At 67.6% G+C, this 22,580-nt stretch carries 23 protein-coding genes and 1 pseudogene; 20 read left to right on the top strand and 4 right to left on the bottom strand.

Annotated elements, in window-relative coordinates; genetic code table 11:
• The 4 genes and pseudogenes from Q8N10_RS05580 to Q8N10_RS05565 form a co-directional block, all read left to right on the top strand.
• A pseudogene (locus Q8N10_RS05580) lies at positions 1-124 on the top strand (IS630 family transposase); the annotation flags it as partial.
• On the top strand, positions 82-1,464 hold the full coding sequence (locus tag Q8N10_RS05575) for a carboxylesterase/lipase family protein (RefSeq protein ID WP_304777201.1): 1,383 nt from the start codon (positions 82-84) through the stop codon (positions 1,462-1,464). The pseudogene Q8N10_RS05580 and the gene Q8N10_RS05575, both read left to right, overlap by 43 nt.
• Positions 1,465-1,518: 54 nt before the next feature.
• The gene (locus tag Q8N10_RS05570) at positions 1,519-2,745 is read left to right on the top strand and encodes a glutamate carboxypeptidase (protein WP_304777200.1); all 1,227 of its coding nucleotides are present in this window, start codon (positions 1,519-1,521) and stop codon (positions 2,743-2,745) included.
• A 335-nt stretch (positions 2,746-3,080) separates the two neighbouring features.
• Positions 3,081-4,106 carry an IS110 family transposase gene (locus tag Q8N10_RS05565; RefSeq protein WP_304777199.1) on the top strand — a complete coding sequence of 342 codons (1,026 nt, stop codon included), beginning with the start codon at positions 3,081-3,083 and terminating at the stop codon, positions 4,104-4,106.
• A gap of 454 nt (positions 4,107-4,560) precedes the next feature.
• Here Q8N10_RS05565 and Q8N10_RS05560 read toward each other — a convergent pair whose 3' ends face one another.
• Positions 4,561-4,992: a DUF6326 family protein gene (locus tag Q8N10_RS05560; protein WP_304777198.1), complete on the bottom strand. Its 432-nt coding sequence runs from the start codon at positions 4,990-4,992 to the stop codon at positions 4,561-4,563.
• A gap of 131 nt (positions 4,993-5,123) precedes the next feature.
• Positions 5,124-5,783, bottom strand: coding sequence for a class I SAM-dependent methyltransferase (locus Q8N10_RS05555; RefSeq protein ID WP_304777197.1), 660 nt, complete (start codon positions 5,781-5,783; stop codon positions 5,124-5,126).
• Between the two features lie 86 nt (positions 5,784-5,869).
• Between Q8N10_RS05555 and Q8N10_RS05550 the strand changes: the two genes are divergently transcribed.
• The 3 genes from Q8N10_RS05550 (at position 5,870) to ruvX (ending at position 8,014) form a co-directional block, all read left to right on the top strand.
• Positions 5,870-6,745, top strand: coding sequence for a LysR family transcriptional regulator (locus tag Q8N10_RS05550; protein ID WP_304777196.1), 876 nt, complete (start codon positions 5,870-5,872; stop codon positions 6,743-6,745).
• Positions 6,746-6,854: 109 nt separating this feature from the next.
• On the top strand, positions 6,855-7,481 hold the full coding sequence (locus Q8N10_RS05545; RefSeq protein ID WP_304777195.1) for a glutathione S-transferase family protein: 627 nt from the start codon (positions 6,855-6,857) through the stop codon (positions 7,479-7,481).
• Between the two features lie 56 nt (positions 7,482-7,537).
• Positions 7,538-8,014: a Holliday junction resolvase RuvX gene (gene ruvX, locus Q8N10_RS05540; RefSeq protein WP_304777194.1), complete on the top strand. Its 477-nt coding sequence runs from the start codon at positions 7,538-7,540 to the stop codon at positions 8,012-8,014.
• A 33-nt stretch (positions 8,015-8,047) separates the two neighbouring features.
• On the opposite strand, the gene Q8N10_RS05535 is transcribed toward ruvX, so the two are convergent.
• Positions 8,048-8,482, bottom strand: coding sequence for an ArsI/CadI family heavy metal resistance metalloenzyme (locus tag Q8N10_RS05535; RefSeq protein ID WP_305663874.1), 435 nt, complete (start codon positions 8,480-8,482; stop codon positions 8,048-8,050).
• A gap of 173 nt (positions 8,483-8,655) precedes the next feature.
• Here Q8N10_RS05535 and Q8N10_RS05530 point away from each other — a divergent pair, with 173 nt between their 5' ends.
• Genes Q8N10_RS05530 through dprA form a run of 7 tightly spaced genes read left to right on the top strand, consistent with a single transcriptional unit; the run spans position 8,656 to position 14,174 of the window.
• Positions 8,656-9,633 carry an aspartate carbamoyltransferase catalytic subunit gene (locus Q8N10_RS05530; protein WP_304777192.1) on the top strand — a complete coding sequence of 326 codons (978 nt, stop codon included), beginning with the start codon at positions 8,656-8,658 and terminating at the stop codon, positions 9,631-9,633.
• Positions 9,633-10,214 carry a TIGR00730 family Rossman fold protein gene (locus Q8N10_RS05525; RefSeq protein ID WP_304777191.1) on the top strand — a complete coding sequence of 194 codons (582 nt, stop codon included), beginning with the start codon at positions 9,633-9,635 and terminating at the stop codon, positions 10,212-10,214. Before Q8N10_RS05530 ends, Q8N10_RS05525 begins: the two co-directional genes overlap by 1 nt.
• Positions 10,211-11,503: a dihydroorotase gene (pyrC, locus tag Q8N10_RS05520; protein ID WP_304777190.1), complete on the top strand. Its 1,293-nt coding sequence runs from the start codon at positions 10,211-10,213 to the stop codon at positions 11,501-11,503. Before Q8N10_RS05525 ends, pyrC begins: the two co-directional genes overlap by 4 nt.
• A gap of 58 nt (positions 11,504-11,561) precedes the next feature.
• Positions 11,562-11,864: a helix-turn-helix transcriptional regulator gene (locus Q8N10_RS05515; protein WP_304777189.1), complete on the top strand. Its 303-nt coding sequence runs from the start codon at positions 11,562-11,564 to the stop codon at positions 11,862-11,864.
• A gap of 3 nt (positions 11,865-11,867) precedes the next feature.
• Positions 11,868-12,410, top strand: coding sequence for an AAA family ATPase (locus Q8N10_RS05510; RefSeq protein WP_304777188.1), 543 nt, complete (start codon positions 11,868-11,870; stop codon positions 12,408-12,410).
• Between the two features lie 25 nt (positions 12,411-12,435).
• Positions 12,436-13,077: a glycerol-3-phosphate 1-O-acyltransferase PlsY gene (gene plsY, locus Q8N10_RS05505; protein WP_304777187.1), complete on the top strand. Its 642-nt coding sequence runs from the start codon at positions 12,436-12,438 to the stop codon at positions 13,075-13,077.
• Positions 13,074-14,174 carry a DNA-processing protein DprA gene (gene dprA, locus Q8N10_RS05500; protein WP_304777186.1) on the top strand — a complete coding sequence of 367 codons (1,101 nt, stop codon included), beginning with the start codon at positions 13,074-13,076 and terminating at the stop codon, positions 14,172-14,174. The genes plsY and dprA overlap by 4 nt, the downstream gene beginning before the upstream one ends.
• Positions 14,175-14,305: 131 nt before the next feature.
• On the opposite strand, the gene Q8N10_RS05495 is transcribed toward dprA, so the two are convergent.
• Positions 14,306-14,485, bottom strand: coding sequence for a hypothetical protein (locus Q8N10_RS05495; protein ID WP_304777185.1), 180 nt, complete (start codon positions 14,483-14,485; stop codon positions 14,306-14,308).
• A gap of 178 nt (positions 14,486-14,663) precedes the next feature.
• On the opposite strand from Q8N10_RS05495, the gene topA reads away from it, so the two are divergent.
• The 6 genes from topA to rpmG all read left to right on the top strand — a co-directional run bounded on the left by topA (position 14,664) and on the right by rpmG (position 22,342).
• The gene (gene topA, locus Q8N10_RS05490; protein WP_304777184.1) at positions 14,664-17,321 is read left to right on the top strand and encodes a type I DNA topoisomerase; all 2,658 of its coding nucleotides are present in this window, start codon (positions 14,664-14,666) and stop codon (positions 17,319-17,321) included.
• Positions 17,322-17,327: 6 nt separating this feature from the next.
• The gene (locus Q8N10_RS05485) at positions 17,328-18,464 is read left to right on the top strand and encodes an AAA family ATPase (protein ID WP_304777183.1); all 1,137 of its coding nucleotides are present in this window, start codon (positions 17,328-17,330) and stop codon (positions 18,462-18,464) included.
• A 62-nt stretch (positions 18,465-18,526) separates the two neighbouring features.
• Positions 18,527-18,928: a GFA family protein gene (locus Q8N10_RS05480; RefSeq protein WP_304777182.1), complete on the top strand. Its 402-nt coding sequence runs from the start codon at positions 18,527-18,529 to the stop codon at positions 18,926-18,928.
• Positions 18,929-18,981: 53 nt separating this feature from the next.
• The gene (gene rnr, locus Q8N10_RS05475; RefSeq protein ID WP_304777181.1) at positions 18,982-21,291 is read left to right on the top strand and encodes a ribonuclease R; all 2,310 of its coding nucleotides are present in this window, start codon (positions 18,982-18,984) and stop codon (positions 21,289-21,291) included.
• Between the two features lie 75 nt (positions 21,292-21,366).
• Entirely contained in the window at positions 21,367-22,080 is a 714-nt protein-coding gene (locus Q8N10_RS05470; RefSeq protein ID WP_304777180.1) for an NUDIX hydrolase, read from the top strand.
• Positions 22,081-22,174: 94 nt separating this feature from the next.
• Positions 22,175-22,342, top strand: a complete 168-nt coding sequence (gene rpmG / locus Q8N10_RS05465; RefSeq protein ID WP_215340033.1) for a 50S ribosomal protein L33 — start codon at positions 22,175-22,177, stop codon at positions 22,340-22,342.
• Positions 22,343-22,580 lie beyond the last annotated feature (238 nt).

Raw genomic sequence — 22,580 nt, 5'->3', positions numbered from 1 at the left:
GCTCCGAAAGGCCGCCGCCAGAACCCTCGAGCAGCTCTGGTCAGCCATCGCTCAAATCATCGACGCCTTCACACCAAGGGAATGCGCGAACTACTTCGCCGCCGCTGGATACGATGCAGACTGATCGAAAAATGCTCTAGCAGCCAACCCGCCAGGCCCATTGCCCCGCAATCGGAGGACTGTCTCTTTCTCAACATCTGGACGCCGGCGGCCGATAGTGGTCGGCGTCCGGTTTTGGTCTTTCTCCACGGCGGTGGGTTCTCCTTCGGATCTGGGGCATCGCCCATCCTCGACGGCGTCAACCTGGCCAGTCGCCAAGACGTGGTTGTCGTCACGCTCAATCATCGACTGAACATATTCGGTCATATCTTCCTGCAGGGGCTGGGCGGCGGCGAGTTTGACGACGCCTCCAATGCGGGGCTGCTGGATTGCGTACAGGCGCTCACCTGGTTGCAGGAGAACATTGCGGGCTTCGGCGGCGACCCGCGTCGCGTTACCCTCTTTGGGCAGTCGGGAGGGGCGTGGAAGGTTGCGGCCTTGATGGCGATGCCCGCCGCCCGCGGCCTGTTCCATCGCGCAATTGTGGAAAGTGGCGCCGCGCTTCGCCTGGACACGCCGGACGTCGCCCTGGAACGATCCGATCGGGTTTTTGACCTGCTGGGCGTGGCGCGCACAGACGTGCGGCGGCTGCAAACCGTCCCGGTGGAAGCCGTGCTTGCCGCATCCGCAGCCGTTTGGCCGGGTGCGAAGTTTAACCCGGTGGCTGGAACCGTCGGACAGTTTCGGCCAATCGCGGGGACACGGTCGCTGCCGACCCATCCCTTCGATCCCACAGCCCCCGCGATCTCCGCGGATGTTCCCCTGATCATCGGGTCGACTTTGACCGAGGACGCATTCTTCCTGGGCAGTGATCCGGCCGCACAGAACCTGGACTTGGCAAGGTTGCGGGACTGGGTGCAGCGGCTGATCCCGGGCGCCGACGCCCAGGACCTCGTGCGTGAGTATCGAGAAGCGAACCCGGAAGCGCCGCTCGACTTCATTCTCTATCTCATTTCGTCGGATCATCGGTACCTGCGGGATACGACCCTGCTGGCGGAACGGAAGGCCATCCAGGGCAAGGCCAAGGTTTGGTCCTATCTCTTTCAGCGCCTGAGCCCAGTTGCAGAGGGGCGCTGGTTTGCACCCCACGGGGCCGAACTTCCGTTCGTGTTCGACAATCTTGATCGACCTGAAGCGATCTTCACCGCCGGCTCACCAACGCCCGCCTCTCGGAAGCTTGCGAGCGAGATCAGTGGCGCATGGGCGGCGTTCGCCCGGTCTGGCGACCCAAACCACAAGGGGCTGGCCGCTTGGCCGCCCTATGACCGAACCGCGCGGCAAACGATGGTCTTCGACGAGACTTCACGCTCCTTCAGCGATCCACGACGGGCCGGGCGTCTCAGGATGCTGGCGCTGACCCCTTAGGCGATCTCACTACATTGTTGTCCAGAAGGCCGACCTCGCGTTCGGAGAAAATCAATGAGGATACCGCTTTCTGCATTCCTTCTCGTGATGCTGGCTCTCCCCGCCCAAGCCGCGCCGCGTGATGATCGCCTCTGGGCGGCGGCCCAAGCTGAGGCGCCTCTCGCGGTCGACACCCTGCGATCGTTGGTCAACATCGAAACCCCGACCCGGGAGGTCGGCGGCATGGCTGAAATGGGCGACATCCTGGCCGCAAGGCTTATTGCCCTTGGCGCAGCGGTAGAGAAGATCCCGGCGGCGGCGCCAGCTCATGGCTCGGTCATCATCGGGCGGTTCGCCGGGACCGGGACGGCGAAGATCGTGCTCATCGCCCACATGGACACCATCTATCCCGTCGGCACCTTGGCCAAGCGCCCATTCCGGATTCAGGGTGATCGCGCCTACGGCCCCGGCATCGCCGATGATAAGAGCGGGCTAACTGTCATTCTTCATAGCCTGGCAGCGCTCAAGGCTGTTGGCTTCAGGCGCTTTGGACAGCTTACCGTCATGTTCAACACCGACGAAGAACAGACCTCTGTCTTCTCGGCCAAGATTGTCACCGACCTCGCCAGTCAGGCCGATGTCATCATGTCTTTTGAGCCCAGCACCGTTGGAGTCGAGATCATTCCGCGCGCCGCGGCCGGCAATGGAGAGACGCGGGTCATCGTTTCTGGACGCGCCTCCCACGCCGGCGGCGCGCCAGAGCGCGGCCGCAACGCCCTGGTGGAGGCTGCCGATATCGTGCTCAAAACCCGCGACCTCGACGATCCCGCCAATGGCTTCCGCTTCAACTGGACCCAGATCAACGGCGGAACCATCCGCAACCAGATTCCCGATCAGGCGGTAATCTCAGCCGATACCCGTCACCTTTCCAAGTCAGTGCTGGACGACAAGCTGGCCCAGCTGGCTCAGCGCCTGACGACTCCCCTGGTTCCGGATACCACTGCCCGGATGGAGTATCGCCCAGGCCGACCGGGCTACTTCGCCGACGCCGCCTCCGCGGCCCTGATCGACAAGGCCGTATCCATCTACAAGGAGGTGGGCGGCGTTCTTACTCCGGTCCCGGCCATGACGGCCAGTACCGACGCCGGCTACGCCCAACTCTCAGGCAAGCCTGTCATCGAGGGCTTGGGCCTGCCCGGCTACGGCTATCATTCTTCCCAGGAAGAGTATGTCGATCTGAGCCGCATAGCGCCGCGCATCTATCTGGCTGCGAAGATGGTTATTGAACTGAGCGGGCAGTGAGTCGATTCCCGCGTCATAGGCTTCCTCAGGTGGGTGCGGCTGGAATTCGAACACGAGGATTAGTTGGACGTCCCGGACTGAGGTTTAGGGGGGAATGACTCTTCCTACTCTGCAAGTAGATCGAGAGCGTCCGGCTTCGGTCGCTAAGCCAATGACCGCAATCCACGGTGGGCTCAGCCGGTGAACGCAACACGCTAAGGCTTTAGAGCAATACGGGCGGCCACCAGGCCCGCAAACGTCCGCTTCCTGTACGGGTGTCAATTTCCGCTCCTGATGCTGTGGACGGCTCCCCGCCCGCGGGAGCGTAGGCTCCCGCGCAGCAGGAGGAGAGAGTCATGGCTCAAGTCGTTACGATAGGTCTGGATATCGCCAAGTCGGTCTTCCAGGTGCACGGGGTCGCCGCCGATGGCGAGGTGCTGATCCGCCGGCAGCTGCGTCGAGCGCAGTTGATCGCGTTCTTCGCGAAGCTGCCGCCTTGTCTGATTGGCCTCGAGGCGTGCGCCAGCGCCCACTTCTGGGGCCGGGAGCTTCGGAGGTTGGGTCACAAAGTGCGGCTGATGCCGCCGAGCTACGTGAAGCCCTATGTCAAACGTCAGAAGAACGACGCGGCCGACGCCGAGGCGATCTGCGAGGCGGTGACCCGGCCGACGATGCGGTTTGTCGAGGTGAAGAGCCCCGAGCAGCAGAGCGTGATGGTGCTGCACAAGGTCCGGATGATGCTGATACGGCAGCGGACCCAGCTCTCCAACGCGGTCCGCGGCCACATGGCCGAGTTTGGGCTGGTCGGCCCGATCGGCCGCGAAGGCCTGGCGGGCTTGCTGAAGATTGTTGAAGCCGCCGACGAGCGGCTGCCGGAAGAGGCGAGGGTGTGCCTAGAGCTGCTTGGCGGGCAGCTGCGGCTGGTGAACCAGCAGATCCTCGAGACCGACCGGCGGATCCGCACCAGCGCCCGAGCGACCGAGGCCGGTCGGCGACTGATGACCATCCCCGGCGTGGGGCCTCTACTGGCTAGCGCCCTGGTGGCGACGATCGCCGACCCGAAGGCCTTCAAGACCGGCCGCAACCTAGCGGCCTGGATCGGGCTCGTCCCGAAGCAGAACTCCAGCGGCGGCAAGGAGCGGCTCGGCGGGATCACCAAGCAAGGCGACCGATACCTACGCCAGCTGATGGTCGTCGGCGCTCTGGCCGTCGTGCGCTACGCCCAGCAGCACGGGACCCGCAGGCCATGGCTCGTGCAGCTCCTGGCCCGTCGGCCGACCAAGGTCGCCACCGTGGCGCTCGCCAACAAGATCGCCCGGATGGCCTGGGCGGTCATGACCACAGGGGAGACCTATCGCGAGCCCGAGCTTCGGGCCGCCTGATCATCGGCGCCTCGGCGCCCACAAGCTTGGGAAGGGCAGATCTGAACTAACGCATCCAGCCGGTCGACACCGGAAGACGGGAAAACCCAATTGCGCCAGAGCGCTTCGAGCGCGTGCTCTTGGTCGGGACCCATCTTCGCGGAAGGCATTATGGCCAGCGGCCCATGCGCCGCACCAACAGGTCGAACACATGGCCGCACCGACCAGCTCAGCGAGAGTCCAGAAAACACCTTGCTAAGGGGGAGCCGTCCACACATGGCGCTTACCGGCCCTGGTCCAGGTAATCCCATCCGAGCGTCCATGTGCCGGTTTGGCCGCTGGGATCGGTCCATCCTTTAGCCAAGAGCCGCGTCAGTTTCTTTCCGTAACCGGACCGAAAATTCGACCGGTCTCCTGCCGTCCGGGGAATGCCGCTCCTGTTCCCGTGTTTCCTGCTCTTTGCGGAGAAAGGTCCTCATATTTCAGTACGAGGCCATTTCCATGCATAGCGAATAACCAGCAAGAGAAGACCGACTTCTACAGAGGCGCCGAACGCCATATGTATCCACGCCTCACCGACCAGATTGACCAATGTGTAGGGAATATAGATCGTCGCCACGACTATGTTTGTCCAGCGACTTACTTTCTCTGACAAGGCGACGGACAGGAAAATCATCAGGGCCGGAATCGTCACAGAGGCGAGCGCAACCAAGATATAGGCTTGCGTGATATCGAATACAAAGACCCTGCGGGCCAGCAAATCCTCCAATGATCCCGGCATGTAGAGGTGGAAGTAGTCTACATAGATGTAGAGAAACATGAAACTCGCCCACAGGGCTGCAAGTTTCAGTTTCACACTGACCTTTATTTCCTCAAGTGCGCTTTGTTGTGTTGTTTGTGCGCTCATAGTCTTCGCTCTTATTATCTAACGCCTACCGAGATAGGCCGAAATTCGCGACGGCGCAGGCCGACCAGGCAGATGTCGGCCGCAAGCAACAGGCGCGGAATGGTTGTTCCCAAGGCGAGCGCCACGGCCTGCTAGGGCGCAGCGGGCGCCTCGGACCGTTTGCGGGCGACGATGCAGGGACGGCGATCATCGCCCTTGGTGGCGTGGTTCTCGGCGGCGAGGATGTCGAAGCCGGCTGAGCTGACGAGATCGCAGAGTTCGGTCTGCCAGAAGACGCTGACATAGGGCGCCCTGCCGATGGCGCGCATGGCCGGCAACAGGACACCGCTCAGCAGCGGGTTCATATCTCCAAGACAGGGCGTCTTGGAGATGAACAGGCCGCTCGGGGCGAGCAGGGTGTGGATCCGGCGCAGGGTTCCCGGCACGTCGCGGACCATGTGGAGGTAGTTGAATCCCAGGACCGCATCGAACCGTCCGGCCTCGAGGGTCGTGGCCTCGGCGGTGGCGACCTGGAAGGCAAGGGCCGGGATAGGGCTGGCGGCCTGCTTTTCCCTGGCGATCACGATCATTCCGGCGGAGAGATCGGTCGCCAGATAGCGCCGCACATCGCCGGCCAGCCGCAGCGCCGTGCTGCCGGTGCCGCAGCCCAGTTCCAGCACCTGGTCGTCCGGGTTCAGCAGCGCCCGGGTCCGATCCAGGGTGCGCTCATAGCCGCCCAGATCGGCAATGGCGTCCCTGGCGTACTTGCGCGAAATCCTGTCCCAGAACCGCGCGTCGCTGGCTGAACTCATGGTGGAGTGCTCCTGTGCGACGCCGAATAGCATATGCGTAAATCGTGCAAATTGCTGAAATTCGCAGGCATGATATACGCATTTGCATGAAGGCGATGGACTGGAACCACATTCGCGCGTTTCACGCCACCGCCGCCGCCGGATCGCTGTCCGCCGCGGCGCGCCAGCTGGGTCTGACCCAGCCCACCCTGTCGCGGCAGGTTCTGGCGCTGGAAGCTGATCTGGGGGTGACCCTGTTTGAACGGCGGGGCCGCAAGCTGGTTCTGAACCAGACCGGGATGGACCTGCTCGATCACACGCGCATCATGGGTGAGGCGGCGGAGACGTTCGTTCTCGCCGCCAGTGGCCGGGTGCAGGACACCGGCGGGCGGGTCTGTATCTCGGCCACCGACACCTTTGCGGCCTATGTTCTTCCCGAGATCGTGGCGCGCATCCGATCAGACGCGCCGCAGATCACGATCGCCATCGTCGCCTCCAACGAGATCAGCGATCTTCACCGGGGGGAAGCCGACATCGCCATACGCCATGTGCGTCCTGATCGCCCCGGCCTGGTGGGCCGGCATATCCGCGACACCGAGGCGGGTTTCTTCGCCTCCGACGACTGGGTCGCCCGCAACGGCCTGCCCAGGCGTCCCGCCGATCTGGCCACGGCGGGTCTGATGGGCTTCGATGACCCGCGCTTCTGCGACTATCTGGGTGAGATCGGTATTCCCATCGCCACCGAGGATCTGCGGATCGTGTCGGAGGCCTCGGTCGTGATCTGGGAAATGGTCAAACGCGGGATGGGCGTGGCCGTGATGATGCGCGAAGTGGCGGAGCGGACGCCCGGCGTGGTCAATCTCTTGCCGGACATGGCGCCCATTCCTGTGCCGATCTGGCTGGTCACCCATCAGGAACTGCAATCGAGCCCTCGCATCCGCCTGGTCCAGGCGATCGTGGCCGAGGAACTGGCCCGGATGTAGGGGCGGGCCGGCCGGCCAAGCGGAGGCCCTGAGCGGGGTGGATCGCGGACGTCCGTCCCGCTAGCGTCATCCAAGGCCCGCTATGGGTCCACCAGGAAAGGGCCGGCGCATGATCACCGTGTGGGGCGGACAGACCTCGCGATCGATCAGGGTCGTCTGGGTGCTGGAGGAGATGGGCCTGCCCTACCGCGTGCGGCAGGTGGACATGCTGGCGCCCGAGCAGGACCCCGAGTTACTGGCCATCAACCCCGCCGACTACATCCCGGCGATCCAGGACGTCGACGTCGCCATGGTCGAGTCGATCGCGATCATGGAGTACCTGATGGGCCGCTACGGACCGACGCCGCTGGCGCCCGCGCCGGCCGATCCGACCTTCCCGGCCTACCAGCAGTTTCTGCACCTCGGCGAGGCCGGGCTCGCGACCCTGATGATGCCGGTCGTCGTCAGCCGCTTCATCGCCCCTGAGGCCGAGCGCGAGAACTGGGGCGCGACTTGGTGTCTGAAGGCGTTCCAGAAGCGGCTGAAGCTGGTGAGCCAACGGCTTGCCCACTCGCCCTACCTGGCGGGCGAGGCCTTCACCGCCGCCGACATCTCGGTGACCTACGCCCTGAACCTGGGCCAACGGACCTGCGGCGTCACCCTCGGCGAGGTCGAACAGGCCTACCTCGCCCGCACCACCGGCCGCGACGCCTACAGGCGCGCCATGGCGCGTTCGCACGAGGGGGTGAACACTTAATCCCCGACCCGCGTCGCGGGTTGGCGGCGCACGGCCTGAAGGCCTATGGAAGCCCCATGGCCGTCGTCGACATCACCGAGCTCCCGCCCCTGCTGCCGCGCTATGGCGCGCTGGTGGGGCTCGACCTGGGGGAGAAGACCATCGGGGTGGCGGTGTCGGACACCACGCGGATGGTGGCCAGCCCCCTGGAGCTGATCCGGAAGACCAAGTTCACCGACGACGCCAAGGCGCTGTTCAAGCTGATGGACGGGCGCGAGGTGGCCGGGATCGTCATCGGCCTGCCGGTGAACATGGATGGGACCGAGGGCCCGCGCGCCCAGTCCAGCCGCGCCTTCGCCCGCAACCTGCTGCGCCTGCGCCCCGAGCTGGTGATCGCCTTCTGGGACGAGCGGATGAGCTCCATGGCCATCCACCGCTTCCTGATCGACGAGGCCGACGTCAATCGGGCGCGGCGCGCCGAGGTGGTGGACAAGATGGCGGCCGGGTGGATCCTGCAGGGGGCGTTGGAGCGGCTGCGGGGGTTAGGCGACTAGTCGCCCTCCCCCCTCGACGGCCTTTACCGCCCCTCAGCAGCAGGCCGGGATGTCGGCGCGGGGGGCGGCGGTGGGTTCCGCGGTGGCCTCGTCCTCGCCGTAGCGGGTGGCCTCGCCGAAGGGGTGGAAGGTCTCCCAGCGCAGGCCAGAGGGGTCGCTCACCCAGCTCTTGTCCGACTTGGCATAGCAGCAGGTGGTGGCGTCCTGGTCGAAGGTGACGGCGCCGGCGGCCTTGAGGCGGGTGGCGAGTTCCGCCAGTTCGGCGGTGCTGTCGACCTGGATGCCGACATGGTCGACGCCCCCTGCCCGCGCCCGCTGGGAGATGGCGAAGTTCACGCGCGGATCGTCGAGCATCCACTTGGCGTAGTCGTCCTTCACCACCGAGGCGGGGGCGCCGAACAGGGTCTCGTAGAACTGGATCGATTGGGCGAGGTCGGGGACGCTCACGTGGAGGTGGATGCGCTTCATGGGTCTGCTCCGGGTTCAGTGCTTGTCTGCCATTTCTATATTTCACGAATCTTCAAACCGTCAAGCGGGGCGGGCGGGAAGGTGCGGGTGCGGTCCTCACCTCTGCGACAGCTGTGGGCGAAAAGGCGAGTTCGCTTGGCGCCGCCTGCGGCCTCCGCTACGACGCGCCTTTAATGACAACCCTGCCCCCTGGTCTGAACGAGGTTCTTGGCAGAACCTTCCCGTTCCCGCGGCGACACTTCCTGTCCGTCACCGATCTGAACGAGGTGGAGGTGGCCAGCCTCCTCGATCTCGCCGACGGCTTCGTGTCGCTCAACCGCCAAACCTCCAAGAAGCTCGACCTGTTGAAGGGTCGGACGCTGATGAATCTCTTCTTCGAGAATTCGACGCGGACCCAGAGCTCCTTCGAGCTGGCCGGCAAGCGGCTGGGGGCCGACGTGGTCAATATGAGCCCGCGGTCGTCGTCGATCGCCAAGGGCGAGACCCTGATCGACACAGCCGTGACCCTGAACGCCATGCAGCCGGACCTGCTGGTGGTGCGCCACGCCTCCTCCGGCGCGGCCAGCCTGCTGGCGCAGAAGGTCACCTGCTCGGTGATCAACGCCGGCGACGGCCAGCACGAGCACCCGACCCAGGCCCTGCTGGACGCCCTGTCCATGCGGCGCGCCTTCGGGCGGATCGCGGGCCTTCGGGTCGCCATCTGCGGCGACGTCCTGCACTCCCGCGTGGCGCGGTCCAATGTCAGCCTGCTGCAGATGCTGGGCGCCGAGGTGCGGCTGGTGGGGCCGCCGACCCTGATGCCGGCCGCCGTCGACCGCTGGAAGGCGGAGGTGTTCCACAACATGCGCGAGGGCATCGAGGGCTGCGACGTGGTGATGATGCTGCGCCTGCAACTGGAGCGCATGGACGGGGTGATGGCGCCGTCGCAGCGGGAGTATTTCCGCTTCTACGGCCTGGACCGCGAGAAGCTGGCCTGCGCCGCGCCGGGCGTCCGGGTGATGCATCCGGGGCCGATGAACCGGGGCGTGGAGATCGATTCCGACGTCGCCGACGACCTGTCGGTCAGCCTGATCCAGGATCAGGTGGAGATGGGGGTGGCCGCGCGGATGGCGGTGCTGGCCTCCATGGCCGCCCGACTGGACAACGACTGATGCGCGCGGTGGGGGTGTTCTGCGGCGCGAGCCCCGGTGGCGACCCGGCCTATATGGAGGCCGCCCGCGCCATGGGCGTCGCCATCGCCGGCCGGGGCCTGGCCCTGGTCTATGGCGGGGCCAAGGTCGGGCTTATGGGCGGCCTCGCCGACGCCGCCCTGGCGGCCGGGGGCGAGGTGTTCGGGGTGATGCCCGAGGCGCTGATGGACAAGGAGATCGCCCATACCGGTCTGACCCGGCTCGACGTCGTGCCCTCCATGCACGAGCGCAAGGCGCGGATGGCGGAGATGGCCGACGGCTTTGTCGCCCTGCCGGGCGGTGTGGGCACGATGGAGGAGATCTTCGAGATCTGGACCTGGGGCCAGCTGGGCTTCCACGCCAAGCCGGCGGGGTTCCTCAACGTGCTGGGATACTTCGATCACCTGCGGGCCTTTGTGGACCACGCGGTGGACGAGGCGTTCCTGAAGGCGCCGCACCGCGACATGCTGGTGTTCAGCCAGGACTGCGGGGCGATGCTGGACGCGCTCGCCGCCTACAAGCCGCCGGTCGTGGAAAAATGGATCGGACGGCAGGAACTATGAGCGCGCAGCCGACCGCCTTCATCAACGCCCGCATCGTCGATCCGGCCAGCGGCTGGGACGGCCCCGGCGCCCTGCTGGTGCAGGGCGGCAAGATCGCCGATGTCAGCCACGGCGGCGACCTGGGGAGCCTGTCGCCCGACATCGAGGTGATTGACGCGCGCGGCACCATGCTGGCGCCCGGCCTGGTGGACCTGCGGGTCAAGACCGGGGAGCCGGGGTCGGAGACCAAGGAGACGCTGAAGTCGGCGGGGCTGGCCGCGGCGGCCGGCGGGGTGACCTCCATCGTGCTGCAGCCCGACACCGATCCGGTGATCGACGAGGCCTCGGTGGTGGACTTCATCCTGCGCCGGACGCGGGATATCGAGCTGGTCCACGTCTACCCGGCCGGGGCCGCCACAAAGGGCGCGCGGGGCGAGCGGATGGCGGAGATCGGCCTGATGGCCGAGGCCGGCTGCGTCTATGTCACCGACGCCGACCGGCCGATCGTGGACTCCAAGGTGCTGCGCCGGGTGCTGGCCTACGCCAAGAGCTTCGGGGTACTGGTGGCTCACCGCCCGGCCGATCCGTGGCTGAGCGCCGGCGCGGCGGCCACCGAGGGGGAGTTCGCCGGCCGCATGGGCCTGCCCAGCGTGCCGACCTTCGCCGAGAAGATCATGCTGGAGCGCGACCTGGCCCTGGTGGAGATGACCGGGGCGCCGTTCCTGGTGGACCAGGTGACCACCGCCTGCGCCCTGGAGACCCTGGCGCGGGGCAAGGCCCGGGGCCTGCCGATCACGGCGACGACCTCGATCAACCACCTGTCGTTCAACGAGATCGACATCGGCGACTACCGCACCTTCATGAAGTTCGATCCTCCGGTGCGCGGCGAGGACGACCGCCAGGCGGTGATCGAGGCCCTGGCCACGGGGCTGATCGACATCGTGGTCTCGGCCCACGCCCCGGCGCCGGCCGAGGACAAGCGCCTGCCCTATGATGAGGCCGCGCCCGGCGCCATCGGCTTGCAGACCCTGCTGCCGGCCCTGCTGGCCTTCCACCACGAGGGGCGGATCCCGCTGATCGACCTGATGGCGGCGGTGACCAGCCGGCCGGCCAGGCTGCTGGGCCTGAACGCCGGGACGCTGTCCAAGGGCGCGCCGGCCGACCTGGTGCTGTGCGACCTGAACGCCCCCATCGTCATCGACGCCGACCGGCTGCGCTCGAAGTCCAAGAACTCCCCCTTCGATGGCCGCCGCCTGCAGGGCGAGATCCGCATGACCTTGGTGGACGGCCGCGTCGTCTATCGGGTCTGAGGTTGTCTGCGGCCGCGCCGCGACCTAGGCTCCTGCCGAAACTTAGCCAATTGGCGATATGACGAACGCACTCGCCTTCAAGGCCCTGGGCAATGACCGCCGGCTGCAGATCCTGGCCTGGCTGAAGGACCCGCGCGCCAATTTCCCGCCGCAGGTGGACGGGGACCTGGTGGAGGACGGGGTCTGCGGCGTGCGGATCGCCGAGAAGCTGGGGGTCAGCCAGCCGACCCTGTCGGAACACATGCGGGTGCTGACCCAGGCCGGGCTGGTGACGCCCAGGCGCATCAAGCAGTGGACCTTCTATCGGCGCGACGAGGCGGCGCTGGCCGCCCTGACCGCCGTGCTGGCGCAAGAGGTCTGAGCCGTGCGCCATGTGGTGATGGTCTCGGGTGCGCCGGGGGCGGGCAAGTCGACCCTGGCCCTGCCGCTGGCGCAGGCCCTGGCCCTGCCCCTGCTGTCCAAGGACGTGATCAAGGAGCGGCTGGCCGACGTGCTGGGCCAGCGGGCCGAGCCGGAGGTCTGGACCCAGGCGCTCGGCAGCGCGTCCATGGAGCTGATCTGGACGCTCGCCGCGTGCTCGCCCGCCGTGGTGCTGGAGGCCAATTTCCGGCCCAGGAGCGCCTATGAGCGCCGGATGCTGACCGGGCTGGGCGGCCGGCTGGTGGAGGTCTATTGCCGCTGCCCGCCGGACGAGGCCAGCCGGCGGTATTCGGCGCGGTCGCTGATCGGGGAACGCCACGCCATCCACACCCTGCGCGACCTGCCCGCATCCCTGCTGGCGGAGTACGACGGGCCGGTGGGCCTGGGCCGGGTGATCGAGGTCGACACCACGGCGCCGGTGGATATCACGGCCCTGGCGGTCAGGGTCCGCGCCGCGCTGGATGACGAGAGCGCGCCGGAAGGCTAGGCTCTCGGCAATTGGGGGGAATTACATGCTTGAGTCACTCAGTCCCGCGCTGATCGCAGCGGCCGTCATCGGCGGCTACCTGCTGGGCTCCATTCCGTTCGGCGTCATCGCCACCCGGCTGGGGGGCGCGGGCGACCTGCGCAATATCGGCTCGGGCAATATCGGGGCGACCAATGTGCTGCGCACCGGCCGCAAGGACCTGGCGGCCATCACCCTGCTGGGGGACGGCGGCAAGGGGGCGGTGGCGGTGCTGATCGCCTGGCTGGCGACGCGGGAGAGCACCAAGGACGTCCAGGCCCTGCTGACCTCCATCGCCGCGGCGAGCGCCTTCCTGGGGCATCTGTTCCCCGTCTGGCTGAAGTTCAAGGGCGGCAAGGGGGTGGCCACCTTCTTCGGCACCCTGCTGGCGGCGGCCTGGCCCGTGGGGATCGCGGCGGGCGCGACCTGGATCGTCATGGCCTTCCTGTTCCGGATCTCCTCGCTGGCGGCCCTGACCGCCGTGGCGCTCGCCCCGATCTACGCCGCCTTCGTCTTCGACCGGCCCCTGCCCATCGCCTGGCTCGCCCTGTTCATGGCGGTGCTGATCTATTTCCGCCACGCCGAGAACATCCGCCGCCTGCTGAAGGGTGAGGAGCCGCGCATCGGGGGCAAGAAGGACGCCGCTTGAGCCGAACCCTGACCGAGGCCGGGCGGCGCGACTGGCTGCGGCTGGCGCGCACCGAGAATGTGGGGCCGGTCACCTTCGACCAGCTGATCTCCCGCTATGGCGAGGCCTCCTTGGCCCTGGCCGCCCTGCCCGACCTGGCGCGGCGTGGCGGGCGGGTTTCGCCCCTGGGCGTGCCGAGCGTGGAGGATGTCGAGGCCGAGTTGGCCGACGGCGCCGCCCTGGGCGCGCGCCTGCTCTGCGCCTGCGAGGCGGGATTCCCTCAGCCCCTGGCGGCGCTCGATCCACCGCCACCGGTGCTATGGGCCTGGGGGGACGCCCAGCTTCTGCAGCGCTCGATCGTCGCCGTGGTGGGGGCGCGGGTCGCCTCGGCCGCGGGACAAAGGTTCGCGCGCGGCCTGGCCAGCGACCTGGGGCAGGCGGGACAGGTGATCGTTTCAGGCCTGGCGCGGGGCGTGGACGGCGCGGCGCACGAGGGGTCGCTGCCCACCGGGACCATCGCCGTCCTGGGCGGCGGGATCGCCGACATCTATCCGCCGGAGCACCGCGACCTGCACGCCCGCATCGTCGAGGCCGGCTGCGTGGTGTCCGAGAGCCGGCCGCGGCAGACCGCCCAGGCCAAGGATTTTCCCCGCCGCAACCGGATCATCTCGGGCCTCAGCCGCGCGGTCGTGGTGGTGGAGGCCGAGATCCGGTCGGGCTCGCTGATCACCGCCCGGCTGGCCGCCGAGCAGGGGCGCGAGGTGCTGGCGGTGCCGGGCTCGCCGCTGGACCCGCGCGCCAAGGGGACCAACGACCTGATCCGCCAGGGGGCGGCGATCTGCGAGGGTGCGGAGGACGTGCTGCGGGCGCTGGAGGGCTTCGGCGGTTTCCGCGAGCCGGACCAGGACCGCTATGCCGTGACCGCCGATATCTCGGATGCTGCGGCGGAAAAGCTACGCGAGACCATCGCCGACCTGCTCTCCCCCACCCCGGTGTCGCGCGACGAGATCGTGCGCGCGGCCCGGGCTCCCCTGCCCGCCGTCCTGGCGGCGCTGATGGAGTTGTCCCTGGCCGGCCGGGCGGAACTTCTGCCGGGCGGCATGGTGTCTCGCGCCTAGAGCCTGATCCGTTGAGGTGGAATCGCTTCGCGATTCCGCCGATGCGGTGGATCAGGCTCCAGATATAAGCGAGAGCATGATTCAAGCTTGAGCCGGGACCGCTGCGCGGTTCCGTCTCAAGCGATCATGCTCTAGGGCGCCTTGTCGGGAGGCCCGGCGGCCGCGCGTGCGGCGTCGAGGGCGGCCATCATCAAGGTCGTGGCCAGGGACTGGTAGCCTCGCGTCGAGGCCAATTCCGCCAACTGGTTCAGGACCTCCTCGATGAAGGTCGCTGCCGCCTGAGGCGAGCCCTTGGGGTTCCACTGTTCCATCTGCCTGCGGCCAGCTTGTAACAGATTCCAACCCATAGGGCGTAGAAAGGTTGCCGCTCAACTTTCAATTGTAGCGCTTGTTGTGAAATCGGCCCGTTGACAGGGCCTAGGCGGACACCCCACCTTCCGGGCCCTTGAATTTCGGGCGCTTCGGCCCTTGGACCACCCTTAAAACCGCATGAACCTCGTCGTCGTCGAGAGCCCGGCCAAGGCCAAAACCATCAATAAGTACCTGGGCTCGGACTATAAGGTCCTGGCCTCGTACGGCCACGTGCGCGACCTGCCGGCCAAGGACGGCTCGGTGAAGCCCGATGAGGACTTCCTCATGCTGTGGGACGTGGACGCCAAGTCCGCCAAGCGGCTGTCGGAGATCGCCGACTTCGCCAAATCCGCCGACAAGATCATCCTGGCCACCGACCCCGACCGCGAGGGTGAGGCCATTTCCTGGCACGTGCTGGAGGTCCTTCAGAAGAAGAAGGCCATCAAGGGCGCCACGGTCCAGCGGGTGGTGTTCAACGCCATCACCAAGGCTGCCGTCACCGAGGCGATGAAGCATCCGCGCGACATCGACATGGAGCTGGTGGAGGCTTATCTGGCCCGCCGCGCCCTGGACTATCTGGTGGGCTTCACCCTCTCGCCGGTGCTGTGGCGCAAGCTGCCGGGCTCGCGCTCGGCCGGCCGGGTGCAGTCGGTGTCCCTGCGTCTGGTGGTCGACCGCGAGATCGAGATCGAGCGCTTCAAGAACCAGGAATACTGGACGGTCGAGGCCGATGTCAGCGCCGGGGGCGACCCCTTCCTGGCCCGCATGGTCAAGCATGACGGCAAGCGCCTGACCAAGTTCGACCTGGGCGACGAGACCACCGCCCTGGCCGCCAAGGCCGCGGTGGACGGGGCGACCCTGAAGATCGCCTCGGTGGAAAAGAAGCCAGCGCGCAGGTCCCCTGCCCCGCCCTTCACCACCTCGACCCTGCAGCAGGAGGCCGCCCGCAAGCTGGGCTTCTCCACCCAGCGCACCATGCAGGCCGCCCAGAAGCTGTACGAAGGCATCGACATCGGCGGCGAGACCGTGGGTCTCATCACCTATATGCGGACCGACGGCGTGCAGTCGGCGCCCGAGGCGCTGGACGAGGCGCGCGAGGTGATCGGCGGCGTCTACGGCAAGGAATACGTTCCCGAGACCGCGCGGATCTACAAGACCAAGGCCAAGAACGCCCAGGAGGCGCACGAAGCCATCCGCCCCACCAGCCTGGCCCGCAACCCCGGCTCGCTGCGGCTGGAGAGCGACCTTGGCCGGCTCTATGAGCTGATCTGGAAGCGGATGATCGCCTCGCAGATGGAGGCCGCCCGCATCGAGCGGACCACCATCGAGCTGGAGAGCGCCGACGGCAAGACCGGCCTGCGCGCCACCGGCCAGGTGGTGCTGTTCGACGGCTATCTGGCCGTCTACGAGGAAGGCCGCGACGACGAGGGCGACGAGGAGAGCGGCCGCCTGCCCCAGGTCAACGAGGGCGCCGCCGCCAAGGTGATCACCGCCCGCGCCGACCAGCACTTCACCGAACCGCCGCCGCGCTATTCGGAAGCCAGCCTGGTGAAGAAGATGGAGGAGCTCGGCATCGGCCGGCCCTCGACCTACGCCTCGGTGCTGACCGTGCTGCGCGACCGGGAATACGTCCGCATGGACAAGAACCGGTTCATCCCGGAGGACAAGGGACGGCTGGTCACCGCCTTCCTGGAGCAGTTCTTCAACCGCTACGTCCAGTACGACTTCACCGCCGCCCTGGAAGAAAAGCTCGACCTGGTCTCGGCCGGCGAGCTGAACTGGAAGGCCCTGTTGCGGGAGTTCTGGCAGGACTTCCACGCCGCCGTCGGCGAGATCGCCGAACTGCGCGTCACCCATGTGCTGGACGCGCTCAACGAGGCGCTCGGCCCCCACATCTTCCCGCAGAAGGAAGACGGCTCCGATCCGCGCGCCTGCCCCACCTGCGGGGCGGGGCAGCTGTCCCTGAAGACCGGCAAGTTCGGGGCCTTCATCGGCTGCTCGAACTATCCGGAGTGCCGCTACACCCGGCCCATCGCCCAGTCGGCCGATGACGCCGAGGGCGAGAGCGGCGACCGCGAACTGGGGGTCGACCCGGAGACCGGCGAGACGGTGTTCCTGAAGTCCGGCCGCTTTGGCCCCTATGTCCAGCTGGGCGACGGCGAAAAGCCCAAGCGCTCCAGCCTTCCCAAGGGCTGGTCGGCCGCCGCAATGGACCTGGAGAAGGGCCTGCGACTGCTGCGCCTGCCCCGCGAGGTCGGCGCCCACCCCGAAGACGGGATCATGATCACCGCCGGCATCGGCCGCTTCGGGCCCTTCGTCCTGCACAACGGCACCTATGCCAACCTGCCCACCGCCGACGAGGTGTTCGAGGTGGGATTGAACCGCGCCGTCACCCTGCTGGCCGAGAAGCGCGCCGGCGGCCGGGGCGGTCGCGGCGAATCCGCGGCCCTGAAAGACCTGGGCGCCCACCCGGTGGACGGTCAGCCCGTGAAGGTGCTGGCCGGCCGCTATGGCCCCTACATCAAGCACGGCTCCACCAACGCCAATGTGCCCAAGGGGTCGGACCCGCAGGACCTGACCCTCGAAGAGGCCGTCAAGCTGATCGCCGAGCGGGTGGAAAAGGGCGGCGGCAAGAAGCCCGCGAAGAAGAAGGCGGCCCCCAAGGCCAAGGCGGCGGCCAAGCCCAAGGCGGAGGCCGGGGCGACGGCGGCGGTGAAGAAGCCCGCGGCCAAGAAGACCGCCGCCAAGAAACCGGCCGCGAAAAAGCCGGCGGCCAAGAAGGCGGTAAAGGCCTAGGAATCGATGCTGCTGCCCGTCAGCGACTTCTCCGCTTCGGGCTACCGGTCGCTGGCGCAGATCGCCTATCCGGTCACCAACCTGGAGGTCTTCGTCGGCGCCAACGGGGTCGGCAAGTCCAACCTGTACCGGGCCCTGGAGCTGCTGCGGGCGGCGGCCACCAATACGCTGGGCGCCGAGCTGGCCCGCGAGGGCATGGCGGCGGCCTTCTGGGCCGGGACGCGGCGGAAGAACGAGCCCGCGCGGATGAGCTTTTCCGTCGACCTGGCCGTGCCGGGCCGCCCGGGCGTGGGTTACCGCTACGAGGTGGAGGTCGGCTTCCCCTTCCCGACCGCGCCGGCCTTTCCCACCGAGCCGCAAATCAAGACCGAGCAGCTGTCCTATCTGAGCGGCGGACGGCCGGTGCGGCTGCTGGACCGCAAGAACGCCTCGGTGATGGCCCGCGACGAGGAGGGCCGTCCGCAGGAGGTGGACATCGACCTGCTGGCCTCGGAGACCGTGCTGGCCCGGCTGGAGGACCCCGGCAAGTATCCCGGCCTGGATATCGTGCGACGCACCCTGCTGGAGTGGCGGTTCTACCATGACCTGCGCACCGATGCGGCCTCGCCGCTGCGGCGGCCCTGCACGGCGGTGGCCAGCCCCACCCTGGCCTCGGACGGCTCCAACCTGGCGGCCGTGTTCGCGACCCTGGCCCATATCCGGCAGGACACCGCCGACCTGGACGCGGTGATCGACCAGGCCTTTCCGGGCGCGCGGCTGGTGGTTCCGCAGCCGGACCGCACCGCCAGTTTCGGCATGAGCTTTCCGGACTTTCCCCGCCGCGTGTTCGAGGCCGCCGAGCTGTCGGACGGGACGCTGAAGTTCCTGGCCCTGGCCGGCGCCCTGATGGCCTATCGCCTGCCCGCCTTCGTGGCCCTGAACGAGCCGGAGTCCAGCCTGCATCCCGCCCTGATGAAACCCCTGGCCCGCCTGGTGGGCCAGGCCGCCGATCGATCCCAGGTCTGGCTGGTGACCCACTCCGAGGCCCTGGCCGCCGAGATCGCGGCCACGACGGTGGGTTCGGTGCGGACGGTGACCAAGACCGACGGCGCCACCACCATCAAGGGCCTGACCCGGCTGGGGACCTTCCGCGAGGATGACTGAGGGACAGGCTTTACAGTCCCCTCCCCGCGCCTAGAGTTCCGCCGACAGGTCGGGAGGACACCATGAAACTTGAAGGCGGATGCTACTGCGGCGCCCTGCGCTATGAGGCCGAAGGCGAGCCGATGATGCAGGCCCAGTGCCATTGCCGGGAGTGCCAGCACATCAGCGGCGGCTCGCCCAATGTGTTCATCGCCATGCCGATCCCGGGTTTCCGCTACACCAAGGGCGCCCCCAAGAGCTTCACGCGCCCCGATCTGGAGCGTCCGGTCACCCGGGAGTTCTGCGCGGAGTGCGGGTCGCACATCCTGGCCCGCTCGCCCGGCTTTCCGGCGGTGATCCTGAAGGTCGGCTCCCTGGACGATCCCAGCGTGTTCACCCCGGGCATGGCGATCTTCACGGTGGATCAGCAGGCCTTCCATCACGTGCCCGCCGGCATTCCGAGCTTTGAGCGCTTGCCGGGATAGTGGCCGGCATCGTTTGAGGAAGCGAGTTTGGCGCAGGCGCGTTACAAGAGCCCATGCCCAAGACTCGTGCGCCCAAGGCGTCCCGCTTCAAGTCCTCCGCGGCCAAGCCGACCCAGGGCCTGCCCGACCGCGAAACCCTGCTGAAATACATCCGCGAGGCGGGTGAGACCGACAAGGCCGAGATCGCCAAGGCGTTCGGGCTGAAGGGCGCCGACCGCAAGGCCCTGCGCGAGATGCTCAAGGAGCTGCAGGAGGGCGGCGAGCTGGGCCGTCGTGGCCGGCGCGGCCTGGCCCAGGCCGGCGCCCTGCCCCCGGTGGGGGTTGTGGACGTCATCGAGAAGGACACCGACGGCGACCTGATGGTTCGCCTGACCAAGGGCGACGACACGGGCCTGGTGCGGCTGGCGCCTGGGCGCGCCGATCCCATCGGCCCGGCCCCCGGGGTCGGCGACCGCCTGCTGGTGCGGTTCGAGACCCTGGAGAACGGCGAGACCGAGGCACGCCTGATCAAGCGGCTGGGGGCCAGCGTCCACAAGATCCTGGGCGTGGTCCGCAAGTCCAACCGCGAGGTGCGGGTGGAGCCGGTGGACCGCAAGTCCAAGGAGAGCCTGATCCTCACCGATCCCAAGGCCCAGGAGCTGCGGGACGGCGACCTGGTCCTGGCCCAGGTCGGCACCTCCGAGCAGCGTTATGGGCCCAAGAGAGGCAAGCTGCTGGAGGTGGTGGGCCGCGAGGACCAGCCGCGCGCCGCTTCCCTGATCGCCATCCACTCCCACGGCATCCCCACCGGCTTCCCGGCGGCCGCGGAGGCCGAGGCCGAAGCCGCCCAGCCGCCGACGCTCACTGGGCGCGAGGACCTGCGCCAGGTGCCGCTGATCACCATCGACCCGCCGGACGCCCGCGACCACGACGACGCCGTCTATGCCGAGCCTGACACCGAGGCCGGAAACAAGGGCGGCTGGATCGTCTGGGTCGCCATCGCCGATGTGGCGGGCTATGTGCGCCCCGGCTCGTCGCTGGATGTCACGGCGCGGGAAAAGGCCAATAGCGTCTACTTCCCCGACCGGGTGGAGCCCATGCTGCCCGAGCGGCTGTCGGCGGGGCTGTGCTCGCTGCGCCAGGGCGAGAACCGCGCCTGCATCGCCGTGCGGATGGTGTTCGACAAGTCGGGCCGCAAGAAGGGCCACAGGTTCGTGCGCGGCCTGATGCGCTCGGCCGCCAAGCTCTCCTACGAGCAGGCCCAGGCGGCGATCGACGGCGAGCCGGACGATGTGACCGGCCCGCTGCTGGCGCCCATCCTGGAGCCCCTGTGGGCCGCCTATCGGTGCATGCTGCAGGGCCGGCTCGCCCGCTCGCCCCTGGCCATCGAAAGCGCCGAGCGGCGCATCCTGATCAATCCCGAAGGCGAGATCACCGCGATCACGCCCCGCGCCGCCCTGGAGGCGCACAAACTGATCGAGGAGATGATGGTGCAGGCCAATGTCTGCGCGGCCGAGACGCTTGAAGCCAAGAAGACCCCGCTGATCTACCGGATCCACGACACCCCCAGCCAGGAGAAGGTGCAGTCCCTGGCCGAGTTCCTTGCCACCCTGGACATCCCCTGGAACAAGGGCGAGGCGCCGCGCACCGATCGCTTCAACAAGCTGCTGGCCGAGACCCGTGAGGGGCCGAACGCCGACATTATCAACGAGGTGGTGCTGCGCAGCCAGATGCAGGCGATCTATTCCACCGAGAACATCGGTCACTTTGGTCTGAACCTGGCGCGCTACGCCCACTTCACCTCGCCGATCCGCCGCTATGCCGACCTGATCGTGCACCGGGGCCTGATCCGGTCCCTCGGCCTGGGGGACGACGGGCTGAGCGACCAGGACATCAGCCAGATGAAGTCCACGGCCGAGCAGATCACGGTGGCCGAGCGCCGGGCCATGGCCGCCGAGCGCGACGCCACCGACCGCTACGTCGCCGCCTTCCTGGCTGACCGGGTCGGCGCGACCTTCGCGGGCCGGATCACCGGGGTGACACGGTTCGGGCTGTTCATCCGCCTGGCCGAGACCGGGGCCGACGGCCTGGTCCCGGTCTCCAAGCTGGGGGGCGAGTTCTTCATCCACGACGATCGCAGCCACGCCCTGGTGGGGGAACGTTCCGGCGCCCGCTGGCCGCTGGGGATGCAGGTGGAGGTCAAGCTGGTGGAAGCCACGCCGATCACCGGCGGCCTGCTGTTCGAGATGCTGAGCGAACCGCAACCCCGCGATCCCAACGCCGCCCGGCCGCGCATCGGGGCCATCCGCCGCGCGCCCGGCTCCTTCGACGCCAAGCGCAAGGGCGGCCCACCCAAGGGGGTCCGAAAGGGCAAGCGGCGCTAGGCCGAGGGTCAGAAATTTCGCCTGTGACCCTACGGCGCCGTTCCCTCGGGGAGACTCGGGTCATACAGTTGTTTCATGACCGATGCGAACCAAGCCGCCCGTCCCACTGAGGGCAACCGTGTGCGCCAAGCCGGCGTCAAGGCCGTCAAGCCGCGCGACGCCGCGACCCTGTTCATCATCCGGCGCGATGGCCCCAAGCCTCGCGTGCTGATGGGCAAGCGCCACGGCGGCCACGACTTCATGGCCAACCTGTGGGTCTTCCCGGGTGGGCGGGTCGACAAGACCGATTTCAAAGGCCCCTTCGCCACCGACCTGCGCCCTGAGGTGGCCGCCAAGTTCCACGCCCATGTCACGCCGGGCAAGGCCCGCGCCCTGGGCCTGGCGGCCATCCGCGAGACCTTCGAGGAGGCCGGCCTGCTGCTGGCCAAGCCTGTGGAGGCCCGCCCCGCCCTGGGCCCCTGGCGCGAGTTCCTGGCCCATGGCGCCGCGCCGGACCTGGAGGCGCTCAGCCTCGTCTATCGGGCCGTGACGCCGCCGATGCTGGCCAAGCGGTTCGACACCTGGTTCCTGATGGCCGACGCCGAGCATCTGGTGAGTCTCGAGCGGCAACCCGATTGCGGCGAGCTGGAGGAGATCGCCTGGTTCGACTTCCAGGAGGCGCTGGACCTCAAGCTGCCCATGGTCACCCGCTCGGTGATCACCGAGGTGATGGCGCGCCTGGACGAGCCGGAACGGCCCATCCCCTACATGCGCTTCCGCTCCGGACCGACAAAGCCAAGGATTCTCTAGGCGCCGATTGACTTTGGGTTCGGGATTCGTATTGTCCGCGGCTCTTTAGAACCCAGCCGGCGCGACTGCGCAGCCGGCCGCGCGAGGACCGACCATGGCGAAGCCCGCCTCAATTAAGATCCGCCTGAACTCCTCGGCCGACACCGGCTTCTTCTACGTGACGAAGAAGAACGCGCGGACCAAGACCGATAAGCTGGTCATGAAGAAGTACGACCCCGTCGTGCGCAAGCACGTCGAGTTCAAGGAAGGCAAGATCAAGTAGGTCTGCCGCCCGACACGAGATTTAAAAAACGCCCGGTCGCGAGACCGGGCGTTTTTCGTTCTTCCGCCTGACGAGAGTGGAAAGTCGAGAGCCTAGGTGTCGAAGCTATGAAGGTTGTTCACCCGGGATCGGGTTGAGAGAGTGGGGTTGCGAAGCTCCAACCTCTAACCGGGAGACCCCGGATGAACGTCCATAAGAATGCCCGTCTGACGCCGTCGGGTCGAGCCTTGCTGGCCGA

Source organism: Phenylobacterium sp. (genome assembly GCF_030693625.1).
Taxonomy (GTDB): Bacteria; Pseudomonadota; Alphaproteobacteria; order Caulobacterales; family Caulobacteraceae; genus Phenylobacterium; species Phenylobacterium ferrooxidans.
This window is presented reverse-complemented; position numbering and strand designations above follow the sequence as displayed.

Bases quoted from the DNA above. Each gene is read 5' to 3' on its own strand.
- Q8N10_RS05575 (WP_304777201.1), top strand. From the start codon at position 82: ATGCGCGAACTACTTCGCCGCCGCTGGATACGATGCAGACTGATCGAA.
- Q8N10_RS05570 (WP_304777200.1), top strand. From the start codon at position 1,519: ATGAGGATACCGCTTTCTGCATTCCTTCTCGTGATGCTGGCTCTCCCC.
- Q8N10_RS05565 (WP_304777199.1), top strand. From the start codon at position 3,081: ATGGCTCAAGTCGTTACGATAGGTCTGGATATCGCCAAGTCGGTCTTC.
- Q8N10_RS05560 (WP_304777198.1), bottom strand. From the start codon at position 4,992: ATGAGCGCACAAACAACACAACAAAGCGCACTTGAGGAAATAAAGGTC.
- Q8N10_RS05555 (WP_304777197.1), bottom strand. From the start codon at position 5,783: ATGAGTTCAGCCAGCGACGCGCGGTTCTGGGACAGGATTTCGCGCAAG.
- Q8N10_RS05550 (WP_304777196.1), top strand. From the start codon at position 5,870: ATGAAGGCGATGGACTGGAACCACATTCGCGCGTTTCACGCCACCGCC.
- Q8N10_RS05545 (WP_304777195.1), top strand. From the start codon at position 6,855: ATGATCACCGTGTGGGGCGGACAGACCTCGCGATCGATCAGGGTCGTC.
- ruvX (WP_304777194.1), top strand. From the start codon at position 7,538: ATGGCCGTCGTCGACATCACCGAGCTCCCGCCCCTGCTGCCGCGCTAT.
- Q8N10_RS05535 (WP_305663874.1), bottom strand. From the start codon at position 8,482: ATGAAGCGCATCCACCTCCACGTGAGCGTCCCCGACCTCGCCCAATCG.
- Q8N10_RS05530 (WP_304777192.1), top strand. From the start codon at position 8,656: ATGACAACCCTGCCCCCTGGTCTGAACGAGGTTCTTGGCAGAACCTTC.
- Q8N10_RS05525 (WP_304777191.1), top strand. From the start codon at position 9,633: ATGCGCGCGGTGGGGGTGTTCTGCGGCGCGAGCCCCGGTGGCGACCCG.
- pyrC (WP_304777190.1), top strand. From the start codon at position 10,211: ATGAGCGCGCAGCCGACCGCCTTCATCAACGCCCGCATCGTCGATCCG.
- Q8N10_RS05515 (WP_304777189.1), top strand. From the start codon at position 11,562: ATGACGAACGCACTCGCCTTCAAGGCCCTGGGCAATGACCGCCGGCTG.
- plsY (WP_304777187.1), top strand. From the start codon at position 12,436: ATGCTTGAGTCACTCAGTCCCGCGCTGATCGCAGCGGCCGTCATCGGC.
- Q8N10_RS05495 (WP_304777185.1), bottom strand. From the start codon at position 14,485: ATGGAACAGTGGAACCCCAAGGGCTCGCCTCAGGCGGCAGCGACCTTC.
- topA (WP_304777184.1), top strand. From the start codon at position 14,664: ATGAACCTCGTCGTCGTCGAGAGCCCGGCCAAGGCCAAAACCATCAAT.
- Q8N10_RS05485 (WP_304777183.1), top strand. From the start codon at position 17,328: ATGCTGCTGCCCGTCAGCGACTTCTCCGCTTCGGGCTACCGGTCGCTG.
- Q8N10_RS05480 (WP_304777182.1), top strand. From the start codon at position 18,527: ATGAAACTTGAAGGCGGATGCTACTGCGGCGCCCTGCGCTATGAGGCC.
- rnr (WP_304777181.1), top strand. From the start codon at position 18,982: ATGCCCAAGACTCGTGCGCCCAAGGCGTCCCGCTTCAAGTCCTCCGCG.
- Q8N10_RS05470 (WP_304777180.1), top strand. From the start codon at position 21,367: ATGACCGATGCGAACCAAGCCGCCCGTCCCACTGAGGGCAACCGTGTG.
- rpmG (WP_215340033.1), top strand. From the start codon at position 22,175: ATGGCGAAGCCCGCCTCAATTAAGATCCGCCTGAACTCCTCGGCCGAC.